Source organism: Proteus mirabilis HI4320, assembly GCF_000069965.1.
In the GTDB taxonomy this organism is placed as follows: Bacteria; Pseudomonadota; Gammaproteobacteria; order Enterobacterales; family Enterobacteriaceae; genus Proteus; species Proteus mirabilis.
Genome location: NC_010554.1, coordinates 721943 through 738946 on the forward strand (window position 1 = coordinate 721943; position 17004 = coordinate 738946).

General features: G+C 38.9%; 16 protein-coding genes and 1 other annotated feature. Of the genes, 6 read left to right on the plus strand and 10 right to left on the minus strand.

Going from position 1 to position 17004, the window contains the following annotated elements; all coding sequences use genetic code 11:
• Both hisD and hisG read right to left on the minus strand, forming a co-directional pair.
• Positions 1 to 1317, minus strand: a complete 1317-nt coding sequence (hisD, locus tag PMI_RS03270; protein WP_012367692.1) for a histidinol dehydrogenase — start codon at positions 1315 to 1317, stop codon at positions 1 to 3.
• A 6-nt stretch (positions 1318 to 1323) separates the two neighbouring features.
• Positions 1324 to 2223, minus strand: coding sequence for an ATP phosphoribosyltransferase (hisG, locus tag PMI_RS03275; RefSeq protein ID WP_004244529.1), 900 nt, complete (start codon positions 2221 to 2223; stop codon positions 1324 to 1326).
• 44 nt (positions 2224 to 2267) lie between these two features.
• Positions 2268 to 2399, minus strand: a sequence feature (His leader region).
• Positions 2400 to 2728: 329 nt separating this feature from the next.
• Here hisG and PMI_RS03280 point away from each other — a divergent pair.
• Positions 2729 to 3550, plus strand: a complete 822-nt coding sequence (locus PMI_RS03280; RefSeq protein WP_004244530.1) for an SDR family oxidoreductase — start codon at positions 2729 to 2731, stop codon at positions 3548 to 3550.
• Here PMI_RS03280 and PMI_RS03285 read toward each other — a convergent pair.
• Positions 3547 to 4167 carry a glutathione S-transferase family protein gene (locus PMI_RS03285; RefSeq protein ID WP_004244532.1) on the minus strand — a complete coding sequence of 207 codons (621 nt, stop codon included), beginning with the start codon at positions 4165 to 4167 and terminating at the stop codon, positions 3547 to 3549. The two genes, PMI_RS03280 and PMI_RS03285, sit on opposite strands and share 4 nt — an antisense overlap.
• Positions 4168 to 4324: 157 nt before the next feature.
• Here PMI_RS03285 and PMI_RS03290 point away from each other — a divergent pair, with 157 nt between their 5' ends.
• Positions 4325 to 5527, plus strand: a complete 1203-nt coding sequence (locus PMI_RS03290) for a serine hydrolase (protein WP_004247605.1) — start codon at positions 4325 to 4327, stop codon at positions 5525 to 5527.
• Between the two features lie 89 nt (positions 5528 to 5616).
• Here the strand turns inward: PMI_RS03290 and PMI_RS03295 are convergent, their stop codons facing one another.
• The 4 genes from PMI_RS03295 to ybjG form a co-directional block, all read right to left on the minus strand.
• A complete protein-coding gene (locus PMI_RS03295) occupies positions 5617 to 7287 on the minus strand; it encodes a formate--tetrahydrofolate ligase (RefSeq protein ID WP_012367694.1) in 1671 nt (556 codons plus the stop codon).
• A gap of 347 nt (positions 7288 to 7634) precedes the next feature.
• Positions 7635 to 8999, minus strand: coding sequence for an L-serine ammonia-lyase (locus tag PMI_RS03300; protein ID WP_004244536.1), 1365 nt, complete (start codon positions 8997 to 8999; stop codon positions 7635 to 7637).
• Between the two features lie 114 nt (positions 9000 to 9113).
• Positions 9114 to 10442, minus strand: a complete 1329-nt coding sequence (locus tag PMI_RS03305; protein ID WP_004244537.1) for an HAAAP family serine/threonine permease — start codon at positions 10440 to 10442, stop codon at positions 9114 to 9116.
• Between the two features lie 918 nt (positions 10443 to 11360).
• Entirely contained in the window at positions 11361 to 11972 is a 612-nt protein-coding gene (gene ybjG, locus PMI_RS03310) for an undecaprenyl-diphosphate phosphatase (protein ID WP_004247606.1), read from the minus strand.
• Positions 11973 to 12209: 237 nt separating this feature from the next.
• On the opposite strand from ybjG, the gene PMI_RS03315 reads away from it, so the two are divergent.
• Complete coding sequence (locus PMI_RS03315; protein ID WP_004252055.1) at positions 12210 to 12635, plus strand: secondary thiamine-phosphate synthase enzyme YjbQ; 426 nt, start codon at positions 12210 to 12212, stop codon at positions 12633 to 12635.
• 266 nt (positions 12636 to 12901) lie between these two features.
• On the opposite strand, the gene PMI_RS03320 is transcribed toward PMI_RS03315, so the two are convergent.
• Positions 12902 to 13165 (minus strand): GrxA family glutaredoxin, encoded by a 264-nt coding sequence (locus PMI_RS03320; protein WP_004244541.1) that lies wholly within the window; start codon positions 13163 to 13165, stop codon positions 12902 to 12904.
• A 170-nt stretch (positions 13166 to 13335) separates the two neighbouring features.
• On the opposite strand from PMI_RS03320, the gene PMI_RS03325 reads away from it, so the two are divergent.
• The 3 genes from PMI_RS03325 to rlmC all read left to right on the plus strand — a co-directional run bounded on the left by PMI_RS03325 (position 13336) and on the right by rlmC (position 15474).
• Positions 13336 to 13638 (plus strand): YbjC family protein, encoded by a 303-nt coding sequence (locus PMI_RS03325; RefSeq protein ID WP_004247610.1) that lies wholly within the window; start codon positions 13336 to 13338, stop codon positions 13636 to 13638.
• 170 nt (positions 13639 to 13808) lie between these two features.
• Positions 13809 to 14312, plus strand: coding sequence for a type III secretion system chaperone family protein (locus PMI_RS03330; RefSeq protein ID WP_012367695.1), 504 nt, complete (start codon positions 13809 to 13811; stop codon positions 14310 to 14312).
• Positions 14313 to 14340: 28 nt separating this feature from the next.
• Positions 14341 to 15474 (plus strand): 23S rRNA (uracil(747)-C(5))-methyltransferase RlmC, encoded by a 1134-nt coding sequence (rlmC, locus tag PMI_RS03335; protein ID WP_012367696.1) that lies wholly within the window; start codon positions 14341 to 14343, stop codon positions 15472 to 15474.
• Between the two features lie 142 nt (positions 15475 to 15616).
• On the opposite strand, the gene artM is transcribed toward rlmC, so the two are convergent.
• Together artM and artQ are read right to left on the minus strand one after the other, a co-directional pair.
• Positions 15617 to 16285: an arginine ABC transporter permease ArtM gene (gene artM, locus PMI_RS03340; protein WP_012367697.1), complete on the minus strand. Its 669-nt coding sequence runs from the start codon at positions 16283 to 16285 to the stop codon at positions 15617 to 15619.
• Positions 16285 to 16989, minus strand: a complete 705-nt coding sequence (gene artQ / locus PMI_RS03345) for an arginine ABC transporter permease ArtQ (protein ID WP_004244549.1) — start codon at positions 16987 to 16989, stop codon at positions 16285 to 16287. The genes artM and artQ overlap by 1 nt, the downstream gene beginning before the upstream one ends.
• Positions 16990 to 17004: the final 15 nt, after the last annotated feature.

The window sequence follows — 17004 nt, forward strand, 5'->3', positions numbered from 1 at the left end:
CTAGTTATCTCCTTGAGCCAAGGCGTTAACGCGAAGTGTGACGGCATTTTTATGTGCAGTTAATTGCTCTGCTTGCGCTAATATTTCAATGGTATTGGCTAAATCAGCCAAACCTTGAGCAGTCAGTTTTTGTATGGTCATACGCTTCATAAAATCGGCTAAGCCTAAACTCGAATAGGTGGCGGTATAACCGTATGTAGGTAGTACGTGATTGGTGCCAGAAGCGTAATCTCCCGCCGATTCAGGAGACCAAGCCCCTAAGAACACTGAGCCGGCGCTAGTAATGCTATCAACAAGTGAGTCTGCATCATTAGTCTGAATAATTAAGTGTTCAGGCCCATAGCGATTACTGATTTCAATACATTGGTTGAGATCACGGGTGATAATGACACGACTTTCGGCTAAGGCTTGTTGTGCTATTTCTGCGCGAGTTAATTGTGTTAATTGGGCTTGCGTCTCGCTAATGACCGCTTTGGCAAGGGCTTCATCTGGGGTTAATAGCACCACTTGTGAGTCAGGACCGTGCTCTGCTTGTGATAGTAAATCAGCGGCAATAAAGGCAGGATGAGCATCGGCATCAGCAATCACTAATACTTCCGAAGGGCCGGCTGGCATATCAATAGCCGCACCTTGTAGCGATTGGCTGACTTGGCGTTTTGCTTCTGTCACATAGGCATTTCCCGGGCCGAAAATTTTATCTACCTTTGGGATAGACTCTGTACCAAAAGCCATCGCAGCAATGGCTTGAGCACCACCGACTTGGAATATTTCATCAATACCAATTTGTTGCGCAATATACAAAATTTCATCAGCAATCGGTGGCGGAGAGCATAAAATTATTTTGCGACAACCGGCAATACGGGCCGGTAGCCCCAACATCATCACAGTTGAGAGTAAAGGCGCTGATCCTCCGGGAATATAAAGTCCTACTGCATCAATAGGGCGACTGACTTGTTGGCAAAATACACCAGGTTGCGTTTCTACCTCAATGGTTTTAGGAATTTGCGCTTCATGAAAACGGCGTATATTGCTCATGGCTTGCGCTATTGCTTGTTTGATTTCGTTATTGAGCCTTGCACAAGCCACGTCAATCTGTGTTTTTGTCACCAATACGCTATCGGGAGCCGCTTTATCATATTTTTGACTCAGTGCCTTAAGGGCTTTATCCCCATCGTTGCGTACCTGAGAAATAATCGTAGCAACTTGCTCTGTAATAGACGCTGATGCGGATATCGCTGGGCGAGTGAGTAGCTGTTGTTGTTGCTGTTGGGTGCATTTATCCCAGAAGTTTAATGTATTAAACGCCGTTTTCATCATCTCACCTTATTCCATCATTTTTTCAATTGGTAAAACAAGAATTGAACTTGCCCCTAATGCTTTTAGTTTTTCCATCGTTTCCCAAAAGAGGGTTTCACTGCTGACCATGTGCATTGCTACTCGATTTTGATCACCCGCTAAAGGAAGGATGGTCGGGCGCTCAGCACCCGGTAATAGGGCGATAACATCTTCAAGGCAATCACTTGGCGCGTGTAACATAATGTATTTTGATTCGCGCGCTTGAATAACTCCTTGAATACGCGTCATTAAGCGATCGATAAGGGCTTGTTTTGTTGCGTCCATTTCACCGTCACGTTGAATTAAACAAGCTTTAGAACGATAAATAACTTCTACTTCTTTTAATCCATTGGCTTCTAATGTGGCGCCAGTAGAAACTAAATCACAAATAGAATCAGCCAGACCGGCTCGAGGTGCGACTTCAACGGAGCCATTTAATAAGCAAGATTTAAAGGTGATCCCTTTTTGGTCTAAATAACGTTTTAATAGATTAGGGTAAGAGGTGGCAATACGGGTATTATTGAGGCATTCAACCCCTTGATAATCAAAATCAACCGGTGCAGCAAGAGATAAACGGCAAGCACCAAAGTCAAGACGACGCAGTGTGATATAACTTGGATTTTCTCCTTGTGCTCGGCGTTTTAGTAATTCTTCTTCTAATACGTTTTCACCAATAATGCCTAAATCAACCACTCCGTCCATCACTAAACCGGGGATATCATCATCTCTGACACGTAAAATATCGATAGGCATATTTTCCGCATAAGCGATAAGGCGTTGTTGGTTTAAGTTTATTTTAATGCCACAACGCGCTAAAAGTGCTCGTGAATCATCACTTAAACGACCTGATTTTTGCATGGCAATTCGTAATCTTGCTTTATCTAACATAATGTTACCCTATCTTTGTCCGTATTCTTGTTATGAAATTTAGCTATAAAAAAACCCCGGAAGTTGCCTTCCGGGGTTTTTATTTTATTGTCTGCACTCAGACCACCGGAAGCGTTACCTAAACGTCTTCCAGCACTCATCGCCTGAAAGACTAGTCAGGATGATGGTGATGATGGTGGTTTAATTGAATGCTATACATAATGTTTTCCTAGCGAATAAAAATACCCGTTATAAATAATTAACCAGTATTTAGAATTTGTCTGCCTTTCAACCTACCTGATTTATAAAGTAAAAAGCAACCTATTTTTTAATAATAATTTAAATAAATTGTAACCTTATGTTTTTTAGAGAATTTTAATATTTCTTTTCTTTACTTAACCGAGTAAGTGCGCCAGTATATTAAAGCAGGCTAAATATATATAACGCTTAAGCAGTTTTTATCAGTAATGGATAAAATTAAGTTTTGTTACATAATTTAAATAAGCCATGAAAGTAGGGGTAGAAAATGAAACGGATCACGATAGTCGGATTAGGTTGGTTAGGATTACCACTTGCCAATGCCTTGCGTGAAGCGGGGTATCAAGTAAAAGGAACAAAAACCACAGAAGATGGTGTAGAAGCAGCACGAATGAGTGGTGTTGATTGTTGTCTAATGAATTTAACACCGGCTATTGAGTGTGATAGAGATGATTTTGATTACTTAATGGAAACTGACGTACTGATTATTACATTACCTCCCAGTGCGGCGGGGGGAGGATATGATTATGTTGAAGGGATACAAACATTAGTGGATAGCGCCATGTCTCGGCATGTGACAAGAGTGATTTATATTAGCTCTACTTCAGTATATGGCAATCAAAGTGGTGTTATTACAGAAGAAGTTGATATTAGGCCGGAAACGCAATCCGCTAAGATGATAGCGGAAGTTGAAAATTGGTTACATCGCTTACCACTTACGACCGTCGATATTTTACGTTTGGCGGGGTTAGTTGGGCCTGGTCGTCATGCAGGACGCTTTTTATCCGGTAAAAAACAGGTCAAAGGTGCACATCAGAGTGTCAATTTAGTGCATTTAGACGATGTTATTTTTGCGATAGAGCAACTGCTTGCTCAAAATGAAGGAGGCCGTTTATATAATTTATGTGCCCCTATTCATCCTAAAAAGAAAGATTTTTACAGCCGTGTTGCTGCACAGTTAGATCTTACTCCCCCTGAATTTGCTCTAGAAGATAAACCGCCAGCACGAGAGATCGACGGTCAGGAGATTTGCCGAGATCTCGGATTCCATTATCACTATCCTGATCCCGACAAAATGCCAATGAGTTAATTTACCGGCAGTAAAACGACATCACGGAAGATCTGATTTTCACTTAATTGTGCAAACCAGCGTTGTAGATGTGGATAATTTGCACCTTCTTGGCAAACCTCTAGCCATGGGTATACCAAAGGAGCAATAGCGATATCAGCTAATGAAAAATAGTCACCGGCAAAATAAGCTGTTTTAGCCAGTTGATCATCGGCAATTTTGATCAGTTGGTTTAATTTCGCTTTTAGGCTCTGTACAAGCTGTGGATCTTGCTGCTCTTTTGGTGTGCGAACAAGATTTATCATCATTTGTTGGATTGGAGAAAAAAGGCTACCATTCGACCAATCCATCCATTTTTCAACGTTTGCGCGTTGCTTTACATCGGTTGGGTAGAGATGATAATTTTCATATTTGGTACATAAATAACGAATTATGGTATTTGACTCCCATAAGGCAAAATCATCATCTTGTAAGGTAGGAATAGATGCATTGGGATTGAGTGCTAAATAGTTGGCCTCATGAAGTCCACCAAAAGGGCCTCCGACATCAATTTGTTCGTAAGGAGCTTGAAGCTCTTTTAAACACCACAGGACTTTTTTAACGTTCGATGAGTTTTTTCTACCCCAGACTTTTAACATAAAGGTCTCCTAAACCACGATAAGTAACAAAAATTCCCTCTGTAGGGCGTTAAATATGAATATAAGATAAATCTTTATCTATCAATGTTGGCGTCTTATTCCATAAAGCCCTATAGTAGGAAAGCTTTAACAAATTGATATAAAAGGGTGATCGGTAATGAAAACAAATCTTCCATCCGTATTGGCTAAGGTTACCGCGGGAATGGGTTTACTGCTAATTATTTCTAGTCCTACTTTTGCGGTGAATAATCCTGTGCCGCCTCAAATTGAGGCTAAATCTTACGTATTAATGGATTATAACAGTGGAAAAATACTTGCTTCAGAGAAGCCTGAAGAGCGCCTAGATCCTGCCAGTCTAACCAAAATAATGAGTAGTTATGTGGTAGGACAAGCGATAAAAGAGGGACGTATGTCGCCCGATGATATTGTTATTGTTGGGCGCAATGCTTGGGCGACGGGTAATCCTGTTTTAAAGGGCTCATCCTTGATGTTTTTAAAACCAGGCGATCGAGTTAAAGTGATCGACTTAAATCGAGGTATGGTGATCCAATCTGGTAATGATGCCAGTATTGCGTTGGCAGAACATGTTGCCGGTAGCCAAGAAACCTTTGTTGATCTTATGAATACCTATGCCGCGAATTTAGGTTTAAAAAACACTCACTTTAAAACAGTACACGGTCTAGATTCTGAAGGGCAGTACACCACAGCACAAGATATGGCGTTATTAACAGCTGCCATGATCCGCGATGTACCTTCAGAATATGATATTCATAAAGAAAAAGAATTTACCTTCAACAATATTCGCCAGCCAAATCGTAACCGTCTATTGTGGAATAAAAATATGAATGTCGACGGTGTAAAAACCGGGCATACCAATGGGGCTGGCTATAACCTTGTCTCTTCGGCAACCGAAGGAAATATGCGTCTGATTGCAGTGGTTTTAGGGGCGCCATCAGATAAAGTGCGTTTTGCTGAAAGTGAAAGATTACTCGGCTGGGGTTTCCGCTTTTTTGAAACCGTGACACCTGTAAAAGAGAACGTGCCCCTGACTACGCAAAAAGTATGGTATGGCGATAAAGGTGAAGTGGCTTTAGGTGTTGCTAAAGATGCATCAATCACCATTCCTAAAGGAGAGCTAAAGAACTTAAAAGCCTCTTTTACATTGACTAACCCCGAATTAGAAGCACCATTAACACAAAATCAAGTAGTAGGAACAGTGAATTTCTTACTAAACGATGAAGTGATTGAGCAGCGCCCATTAGTGGTAAAAGAAGCGGTTGAAGAAGGTGGTTTCTTTAGTCGTATCTGGGACTTTGTGGTTAAAACAGTCTCTGGTTGGTTTAATGCGCTTTTTGGTTAATTAAGTTCATAATTACTGAAAAACTCACCCATTTAAAATAAGAATGCCAGTATTAACTGGCATTCTTTATTGAGTAGGTTTTAAGTGCCTTAGAACAGTCCTTTTATTGCCCCATGATCATCAACGTCCATCGCCATTGCTGCCGGTTTTTTAGGTAATCCTGGCATCGTATTTATTGTGCCCGTTAATGAAACAACAAAGCCTGCACCAGCACTGACATACACTTCCCGGATATTAATGGTAAAATCAGTCGGGCGACCAAGTAATGCGGGATCATCTGATAGAGAATATTGCGTTTTTGCCATACAAATAGGGAAATGGCCAAAGCCCATATCCTCGATTTTTGTTAGCATCTCTTGGGCGTTAGCATTGTAAGTCACCCCTTTTGCACCATAAATTTCTTGAGCAATGGTCTCTATCTTTTGCTTTAAAGGCATATTATCAGGGTAGAGTAATTGAAACTGTGGTGCATCATTTTCTAGTGTATCAATAACCTGATTGGCTAATTCAATACCACCCGCGCCACCTTTTTCCCATACTTGACTAATGGCAAAACGACATCCTCTTTGCTGGCAATATTGGGCGATAAATTCATGCTCTTTAGCAGAGTCTGTCACATAAGCATTTACTGTAACAATAACCGGAACACCATATTTTTTCAGATTTTCAATATGCTTACCTAGATTTTCGATCCCCGTTGCTAAAGCGGTGAGATTTTCGTGATCCCACTGTGTTTTGCCTAAGCCACCATTATATTTTAATGCCTTAGTGGTAACGACTAAAACTGCACAGTCTGGTTGTAAGTCGCCTATGCGACATTTGATATCAAAGAATTTTTCCGCACCTAGATCAGCACCAAATCCCGCTTCTGTTACAGTGATATCAGCCAGTTGAAGAGCAAGTTTAGTCGCTCTTAGGCTATTACAGCCATGGGCAATGTTGGCAAAAGGGCCACCATGAATAATCGCGGGGGTATTTTCTAACGTTTGTACTAAATTAGGATTAAGGGCATCTTTAAGTAAAGTTGCCATAGCGCCGACAGCGTTGAGATCTTCAGCACTAACAGGCTCGCCTTCATAGTTATATGCAACGATGATACGTGCTAAGCGCTGTTTTAAATCATTAATATCTTTTGCTAAACAAAGGATAGACATAATTTCGCTAGCAACGGTGATAACAAAGCTATCTTCTCTAACCACCCCATCTTTGTCGCCACCTAATCCAATCACTAAATGACGTAGTGCGCGATCATTCATATCCATACAGCGCTTAAAAATAATCTTTTTAGGATTAATGTTAAGGGGATTACCTTGATAAAGCGAGTTATCTAACATCGCTGCTAATAAATTATTTGCAGAGGTGATAGCATGAAAATCACCGGTAAAATGAAGATTGAGATCTTCCATCGGTACAACTTGTGAATATCCACCGCCAGCCGCTCCTCCTTTTAGACCAAAACAAGGGCCTAAGGAGGGTTCGCGTAATGCAATAATGGCACTTTTGCCTAATTGATTAAGGGCTTGTCCTAATCCTACCGTAACGGTGGTTTTACCTTCACCTGCTGGTGTGGGATTAATGGAAGTGACAAGCACCAATTTACCCTGTTTTTTTGAGGTGATTTTTGACCAAATACTCTGGCTAAACTTGGCTTTGTATTTGCCATAAAATTCAATATCGTCTTGGTCTACATTTATTTTTTTAGCAATATCTTGGATGGGTAAAAGCGGTGCTTGATGGGAAATTTCAATATCTGATTTCATTTTGGTTCTCTTTTTATCCCGTGTAGAGCTACATGAGTGATAATGCATCAATGCTATCGATTCAACAGATCAAGAAAAAATGTGTCGCTCTGTTGCTACTTATTGAGCGAATAACCCTCTAATTAATCAACTTTAGCTAATAATATAAATATGACCAATAGATTTATAGGTTTATAGATATTGGACTTTAGAAGATATGCTCGGTGTCACATGATACTGCCATTGTGATAAAAAATATAAAATTATTATGATGTGATTGAAGAGATATAGGACGGGGGAGCAAAAATAAATAATGCCAGCAAAAGCTGGCATTGGTTTATGGGTAACAATCATGTCAAAGTGTTAAATTAATCGCAAGAGACTTTAATGGCTAAGCCACCTTGTGATGTTTCACGATATTTAGAATTAATATCTTTACCTGTTTCATACATAGTCTCGATGACTTTATCTAAACAGATACGTGGATCACTGACACGACGAAGCGCCATCCGTGCTGAGTTTACCGCTTGTACGGCGGCAATAGCATTACGCTCGATACAAGGCACCTGTACTTGTCCTGCAACCGGATCACAAGTAAGACCTAAGTTATGCTCCATTGCGATTTCAGCCGCAATACAGACTTGCTCAGGACTACCCCCTAGCAGTTCAGTTAAAGCCCCTGCAGCCATTGAGCAGGCTACACCGACTTCACCTTGACAACCCACTTCAGCACCGGAAATAGAGGCATTCATTTTGTACAGCGACCCAATAACACCGGCTACTAAGAAAAAGCGTGTATAAGAGTTTTCGTTGACTGGGCGAATAAATTTATCGTAATAGGAGAGTACGGCAGGAATAATACCGCATGCGCCATTAGTGGGTGCTGTTACAACACGTCCACCGGCGGCATTTTCTTCGTTTACGGCTAATGCAAACATATTGATCCAATCAACCACTGTCATAGGATCGGTGGTGGTTTTATCTTCAGTCACTAACATACGACGTAATGCAGACGCGCGACGAGGAACACGTAATGGTCCCGGTAATAAGCCTTCGGTATTAACACCGCGCTCGATACCTGATTTCATTACCTCCCAAACGGCAGCAAAATGGGCTGAGATCTCTTCTTTACTGCGTAATGCAAGCTCATTTTGCATCACCAGTGCAGAAAGAGAGAGACCGGTTTCCTTACAGTGACGTCGTAAATCAGCAGCATATTGATAAGGATAAGGTACTTCAACTTTATTCTCTTCGGGCTGACCAAAATGCTCTTCATCAACAATAAAGCCGCCACCAATGGAGTAATAGGTTTTTTTCAACAGAAGTTGTTCGCCATTATAGGCGCTGATAGTCATACCATTTTCATGAAGAGGTAAATTACTTTTATGAAAATTCATGCCTCCAACCGCGGGGAAATCAACCTCTTGAGCACCATTAGCTAACATCAAACGTCCGGTATTTTCGACTTGTTTAATAAAAGGTGCGATAGCGTCAATATCAACCGTATCAGGTAAATTACCGGCTAATCCCATAATAATCGCGATGTCTGTTGCGTGACCTTTACCTGTTAGAGATAAAGAGCCATACACATCAACGACTACGCGGGAAACAGAGGAGAGAAGGTTTTTCTCAGCAAGTAAATCGACAAATTCTTTACCTGCTTTCATTGGGCCTACCGTGTGTGAGCTTGAAGGTCCAATACCGATTTTAAAAATATCAAAAACGCTAACCATAATATTCGCCTCCCTAATTTAAAGGCGCACTGTGTGTTATTAGAATGAAAACTGTTTTGTAGACTGTAGCGATATGGCTACTTTCATTTTAGAAAGTAGCCATCGATAAACTTATTAGTTAAAGAAATAATTAATGAAAGTGTTACCTAAGGTGTAGAAAACCGCTGAGATTGCAATCAGACCCATGATAACAACAAATACGTTGCTAATATGGCCTTGATATTTTTTCATCGCTGGTACTTTACGGATAGCATACATAGGCATTAAGAACAGTAACATTGCGATGATTGGGCCACCCAGTGTTTCAATCATACCAAGGATACTTGGGTTTAATGTTGCAACGATCCACGTTGTAACCAACATAAACAGAGCTGTGATTTTGTTTAAACGATCTTTTTCGACATTCTTACCAATTCCGCGCATCCCTTTGATAATTAAGCCATTGAAACCTTCACGAGCCCCTAAATAGTGACCTAAGAAAGATTTAGTAATCGCAACAAAGGCAATGAAAGGTGCAATGTAAGCGATAACGGGTGCTTCAAAGTGGTTAGCAAGATAAGACAGAATACTGATGTTTTGCTCTTTTGCTTCTGCTAAATTTTCTGGTGTTAAGCTAAATACGCAGCTAAACACGAAGAACATAACAGTGATCACCATCATGATATGAGCATAAGCTAAGATGCGTGAACATTTTTTCTCTGCATTGTCACCGTACTCTTCGCGTTTTGCCACAGCAAAAGCAGAGATGATTGGTGAGTGGTTAAAAGAGAACACCATCACAGGGATAGCTAACCATAAGGTTACTAACAAGCCTTGGCTCATACCAGAAGTTGAGGCGTGATCAAAAGAGAGCGTATCAAGAATGGCACCATTCCATTCAGGAATGAGGTATAAAGCAAGTACCATCAAGATGGCAACGAATGGGAATACTAAGACACTCATTGCTTTAACAATAGCTTGTTCACCAAAGCGAATGATACACATAATACCGACAATCAGTACCAGTGATAAAATCGCACGAGGTGGTGCTGTCATATGCATTTGGTGAACAATAAAGCTTTCTACCGTATTAGTGATAGCGACACTGTAAACCAACAAGATAGGATAAATAGCAAAGAAATAGAGCAGAGTGATTAATACACCTGCTGTTTTACCAAAGTGTTCTTCAACCACTTCAGTAATATCTTCACCTGGATTTTTACCTGATAGCACAAAGCGACACATACCACGGTGTGCAAAAAAGGTCATAGGAAAAGCAAGTACTAACATAATCAACAGAGGAATTAAGCCACCAATCCCGGCATTGATAGGTAAAAACAGAACGCCAGCACCGATAGCTGTACCATACAAACCGAGCATCCATACTGTGTCTGACTTACGCCATGTTTTGTAATCACTTTGGGTATTACCCTGTGCGATAGAACCAGCTTTGGTTGTATCCATAATACTCTCCGAAATAACGCGGTAAAAAAATAATGAAAAATAAAGTGAGTCATTGCCTTTTTACAAAGCAATCACTGCATAAATTTTATTATGAATAAATGAGCGCATTGAGTGCCTGGTGTTATCTCAATATCTTCAATTACCACATACTAAAAAAGCTAGATTTTAAAAGAATAAAAATCTTCTAAAATTTGAAAAAATATTCAATAAGTTTATATCTAGACTTTAGATGGGCAGAATATAGTGTTTTTCAGGATAAACTACCGTGATCACCATCTCAAATGCTAAATATAACTAAAAAATCGCTAAATGTAACATTTTTTATACTTTGTGCTTTTTATAAACATTTTGAAATGGTTTTCCAAAATTGTTTATTTTTTAGAATAAAATTAAATATAGAAATATTCATATGTTAATGATTATTTTTCCTGCTTTCTATTTTTTATAAAATAGATGATTTAAATCAATGAGGTTATTTTTATTTACATTTAAAACATTATTTTAACTTTATAATATGTTGATTTATATATAAAAAATAAATTTTGTGACTTGGCTAAAAAATCACTTAAAAGCCTATAGAAATAAAAAAATATGATTATTTATTAATGGTCTTCTACTGTTTGATAAAATAGTTATCTCATTATTTTATCAATAACAGAAATATTGTTTATATTTGGTACAATATTCCTGTTAATAAAATCATAAAATATTTTATTTCTAGTGAATATAAAAACTTCATTTTGATTAAAATAACAACGAAATTATTTTTTGGACAAAAAATATAATAATAGAGAATATTTTTATTCATATATTAATATATAAAATCTTTATTTATTTATATTAAATAGCAGAAAAAGACAATAAAAAAGACCACATTAATACTGTGGCCTTTTGCGGTTGTTTCTTATCCTAATAGGATTAAGCTTTTGTCCAACCTTTGCGAATAGGATATGCAAAGCAGAGTTGATAAAGCTGGTGGATCGCTTTTTGTAACTTTTTCCCGCCTTGTGACCAAAGTATTTGGCTTAATGCACAAGAGAGGAGAGCAACAATAAATGCACCAACCATATCTATTGGCCAATGGACGCCAAGATAGATACGAGCCCAAGCAATCGCAAGACCTAAAATAAGCATCAGCATGCCAATGCGTTTACTGTTATGCCAAAAAAGATAAGCCAGTGCGATAGTAAACACGAAAGTACCATGATTACTAGGGAAGGAAGGCGTTGCCTCATGATCAAGGAAGTTATAACCGATATTGGCTGCAAAAGGGCGATCATGGGGAGCTATCATACCGATAAACCAAGAGATAGAGAGGGCAATAATCAGAGCGACCCCAGCCTTACAAGCTAAAGTCCTTTGCTGATCAATATGCTTTTCATTTCCCCATAGCCAATAGAAAGCTAAAGACAGAGGGAACAAGTAAACCAAGTATTTAGCAATAAAGATCGCGACATTAATCTCTAAAGGGGAGGCCGAAGGGGTTGCATTCATCAATGAAAATACGGCTAAATTGAGTTGTTCCAGCAAAGTAAGCTCCATATATATCGTGCTGATAGGCAATGTTTATGGTACATAATCAGTCAATCCCACAAGGTTAAATGAGGCTGTGCGCAGGGTAAAGAGTAATTTTCTTATTTAATTGTGCTTTTTTTCAAGAATTGTCAGTTTTTTTTCGCTGACTGACTGAATTGACTAAAAAAACACTTTACCCTTGAGTAATTGCACTTTTTTATCTATCACCCATATGTTTAAAGGTATTAATCAATGTGGTTTCAAAAAGAGATTTTACTTCAAGCAAAACCGAGAGGATTTCATTTAATCACACAGGCACTGTTGCAAGAATTACCCGAACTCAGACAATACAAAATAGGTATTGCTCATTTTTTTATTCAACATACTTCTGCGTCATTAACCATTAATGAAAACGCCGATCCGACTGTACGTAGTGATTTTGAAAGTTTCTTTAATCGCTGTGTGAAAGAGCATGAAGCTTATTACCTTCACACTTATGAAGGCAGTGATGATATGCCTGCCCATCTTAAAAGTAGTTTACTTGGTCAGAGTGTGTCGGTGCCTATTTGCCAAGGGGAATTAAATTTAGGTACATGGCAGGGGATTTATTTAGGTGAACATAGAAATCACGGTGGGCGTCGACGTATTGTGGTGACATTACAAGGAGAGTGTTACTGAATTTTAGGCAATAAAAAACCCGACAGTTATTTCACCAAAAGGGGTTGAAACTATCGGGCTCCTCAATATTTGGGGACATCAAAGAAAAGCAGTGGCACTAATTCAGACTACGAGTTAAAAAGAAAGTTCGCCAATTAATGAAAAAAATTAGAAATATTTTTAGTAAGTGGTCTGAAAAGGGAAAAAACAACGGAGAAAGTAGTAGGTAAAAAAGAATGAAAACGCTAAAACACATTGATAAATAAAGTATTTTAGCGTTTTAAAAATTAGTTATAGATGCCTAAATGCTCTTTCGCATAAGCTTCAAAATCTGTGCAGCCACCAATGTGTTTTTCATCAATAAAAATTTGTGGCACAGTTTCAACTGGTTTACCGACAGTTTTTGATAAGTCTGCTTTGGTAATACCTTCAGCTTGAATATCCACATAGCGGAAATCAAAGTCATCACGTTTTTCAGACAAGGTTTCAGCAAGTTGTTTAGCTCGGACACAATATGGGCAACCAGGACGACCAAAAATTACAACAAACATACGACACTCCTTATTGAGGAAATAAATTCAGGCATAATAGTCTTTATTTGTGAATACTATGCCTTTTTATTCGAATAAACAAAAACAGTTATTGCCTTTTAGTGTAATAAATTATATCAATTTGCTGAATGATGATATAGGACTAGTGCAAGGTGATGAACGGAGACAACATGGAAAAGCCCTCTAAACGGGATATGAAAACACTATCAGATATGCCAAAGCCAATTATTATTATTGAACTAATTGGTATTGTGCTATTGGTTATCGCTTACTTATATATTAATCAATATATGACTTCACCGGAATGGTTAACAACCTATACAGGGCAATTGACCTTGGTTGTTTTAGGGGTGCTTTGTATGATCCCACCTGCAATACATATCGTTTGGCGAGCGATCTATCGTTTAACCTTCTTAGGTATTGATACTAAGGCAACTGAAAATAAAAAGAAAAAGCCACATAACGAAAAATAAATACAGTTTTATATCATGATGAGTGAAAGAGGCTAGGTGACTTAGCCTCTTTGTCACTTGACTTTATTTGTGGCGTTTTTCTATTTATTACTGCCTTCTGGTGAAAAAAAGTGGCAAAATAACGTCAATGCAGAAAAGCACTCTTATTTTTAGCGCGTAAAGGTTATTTAATGGACGCTGTTGTTACTATCGATCTGGATCAGCTGAAATCTTGGCTGGATGAATTACAGATTGCTTTCTATGAATGTGACTCTTGTCAGGCGTTACATTTACCTCATCTTCAATATATCAATGGTATTTTTGATGCTAAAATTGATGTGCTTGATGATGTGCTTGTTTTTACCGCTATTGCTGAATTAAAACCATCAGCGATAGTGCCTGTTATGGCAAATCTTAGTCAAATTAATGCAAGTTCCCTATTTATTAAGACGTTCCTAGAAATTAGCGATGAAAACTTACCGAAATTAGTTTTGAGCCAATCTTTACCTATTGCTGTGGGACTATCATTTAATCAGTTCGAGCTGTTTTTACATAAGGCTGAAGAGCAGTCAGCAGAAGTGATCAGTGAGATCTTTAATAATGATTTTCTGTATGGCGAAAGACAAGAAAATGAAGAAGATGAAGATCTAGACATAACATCATCATCAACAGACTCTTCATATACTGTACATTAATTACTATCTATAACGGTCACAAAATCTTATGCAATGCGCACGCTCCAGTGCGGGTGATTGCCACTCTTGTGGGTGGCTTTCTCTTGCTTATTCCGAACAAATTAATCAAAAACAACATAATCTATTAGACTTATTGCCCAAAAACTACGCGTTTACTCAATTAGCGCCGGTAGAAAGCCAACAAGTTAAATTTCGTAATAAAGCGAAAATGGTAGTAAGTGGTAGTGTCGAAAAACCGATTTTAGGGTTACGTAAACCAGAGGGGGAAGGTGTTGATTTATGCCAATGCCCACTCTATCCCGCTTCTTTTGAACCGGTTTTTCCAATATTAAAAACCTTTATTGCCAAAGCAGGATTAGTGCCTTATAACGTGGAACGTCGTCGAGGCGAGCTAAAGTTTATTTTATTAACAGAAAGTCGCCACAATCACAGCATGATGCTACGTTTTGTGCTGCGCTCAGAAAAAAAACTGGCGCAACTTCGCCAAGCATTACCATGGTTACAGGCTCAATTACCCCAATTAGCCGTTATTTCGGTGAATATCCAACCTGTCCATATGGCGATATTGGAAGGTGAGCAAGAAATTGTATTAACAGAGAAAACCTTTTTAGATGAATATTTTAATGAGATTCCGTTACATATTCGCCCGAAAGGTTTTTTTCAAACCAATCCCGATGTTGCCGCGTCACTGTATGCAACGGCAGGGCATTGGGTCAAAGAGTTGCAGATAAACCGGTTATGGGATCTCTTTTGTGGCTCAGGGGGGTTTGGCTTACATTGCGCACAAAAAAACACGGAATTAACAGGCATTGAGATTAGTCCAGAAGCGATTGAATGTGCACGTTTATCCGCCAATGAATTAGGGTTAGAGCATGTAGAATTTCAAGCGCTGGACTCTACTGGTTTTGCTTTAGCAAAAGAGTCTGTTCCTGAATTAGTACTGGTTAATCCGCCACGACGAGGTATTGGCGAAACGTTATGCGACTATTTAAATAGTATGAAGCCTCGTTTTATCCTCTATTCCAGTTGTAATGCTCAAACGATGGCAAAAGATATACAACAACTTTCTCATTATCGTATCGATAGAGTGCAACTGTTTGATATGTTCCCTCATACTGCTCATTATGAAGTGTTGACGCTCTTGGTTTTACAACAAAGTTAAACGCTAATTTAATCGCAATAACATGTTATTGTCGTTAACGCTTGATAATTTTAACTGCACAACTTAATAACCCCCAAAGCGGTTGTTCAACTTTGGGGGTTAATTTTAAAGCAAAAAACGTGGTGTAATGATTAAAGTTGCACTAATCACGATGTTCAAAAGCTAAGGCTTTCTTCTCAATTAATCTCATTAACAGTGTCAGTATTCCATTGATAGCTAAATAAATAATGCCTGCAGCAACAAATACCATCACATCATAATTTTGCCCAAAGACTTGTCGGCTATAGCCGGTTAGCTCAAGTAAAGTGATAGTGCTAGCAAGAGAAGTACTCTTGAAAATCAGCACCACTTCATTGGAATAAGAAGAAAGGGCGCGTTTGAAAGCATAAGGTAAGATGACATTCGCTGTTTGTAGCGGTGACATACCTAAAGCTTGGCAGGATTGCCATTGTCCAGCAGGTATCGCCCTGACTGCACCGTGGAAAAGGAGTGTTGAATAAGCCGCACTATTTAATGCTAATGTCACCATGGCGCAAAACCAAGGTGTGGATAATAATTCCCACAACAGAGGAAATTCTTTTAATGAGGGGAATTGTCCGGGTCCATAATAGATTAAGAAAAATTGTACTAACAAAGGTGTGCCAGTAAACAATGTAATATAGACTTTTACGATAGGTGAAATAACAGGGACTTTTAATGCCAAAATAAAAGTCATTAATACCGATAACGTAAAGGCGACTAAGAGCGCAACAAAAGTCAGTGATAAACTGGTCGGTAAGCCTGGTAAAATATCAACAATATAATCCCACATTATGAGGCACTCCGTTCAAATCGGGTCGTTCTCATCTCTAACCATTTCAGAATATATTGGCTGACTAATGTAATGGCTAAATAGATAAGTGCCACAATGCTATACCAAGTAAAAGGCTCTTGAGTACGATTGGCAATACTCTGGGTTTGTAGCATTAAATCATTAACGCTAATTAATGAGACTAAAGCGGTATCTTTTAAGAGCACTAACCACTGATTACCGAGTCCGGGTAACGCGTGACGCCACATTTGGGGCATGATAAAGCGGAAAAAAATGGTGATTTTTCCCATACCCAATGCCTGTCCTGCTTCCCACTGTCCGGTTGGCACGGCTTTTAATGCACCACGTAAAGTTTGTGAAGCGTAAGACGCATACAGAAGTGAAAGGGCGATAACACCACAATAGAAAGGTAAAGATTCAGTATCACCAAAGTCAAATTGTAAGGTGAAAGGGCCTAATTCAATACCATCCATGAGCATCATGACACCTTGTAAGGTGCCATAATAGACAAAAAGAACCACCAGCATTTCTGGCAGTCCTCTAATTAGTGTTACCCAGCAAGTTCCTAGAAAAGCAAAGGCTTTCCACTTTGCGGATTCCCACGCAGTAAACAGCATGGCTAGAACTAATCCGATAATAAGAGCAGAAATAGCAAGTGTGACCGTAGTCACGGTCGCACCTGCTAGCGTTGTTATTTCATTCATTTATTAAGCTATTGT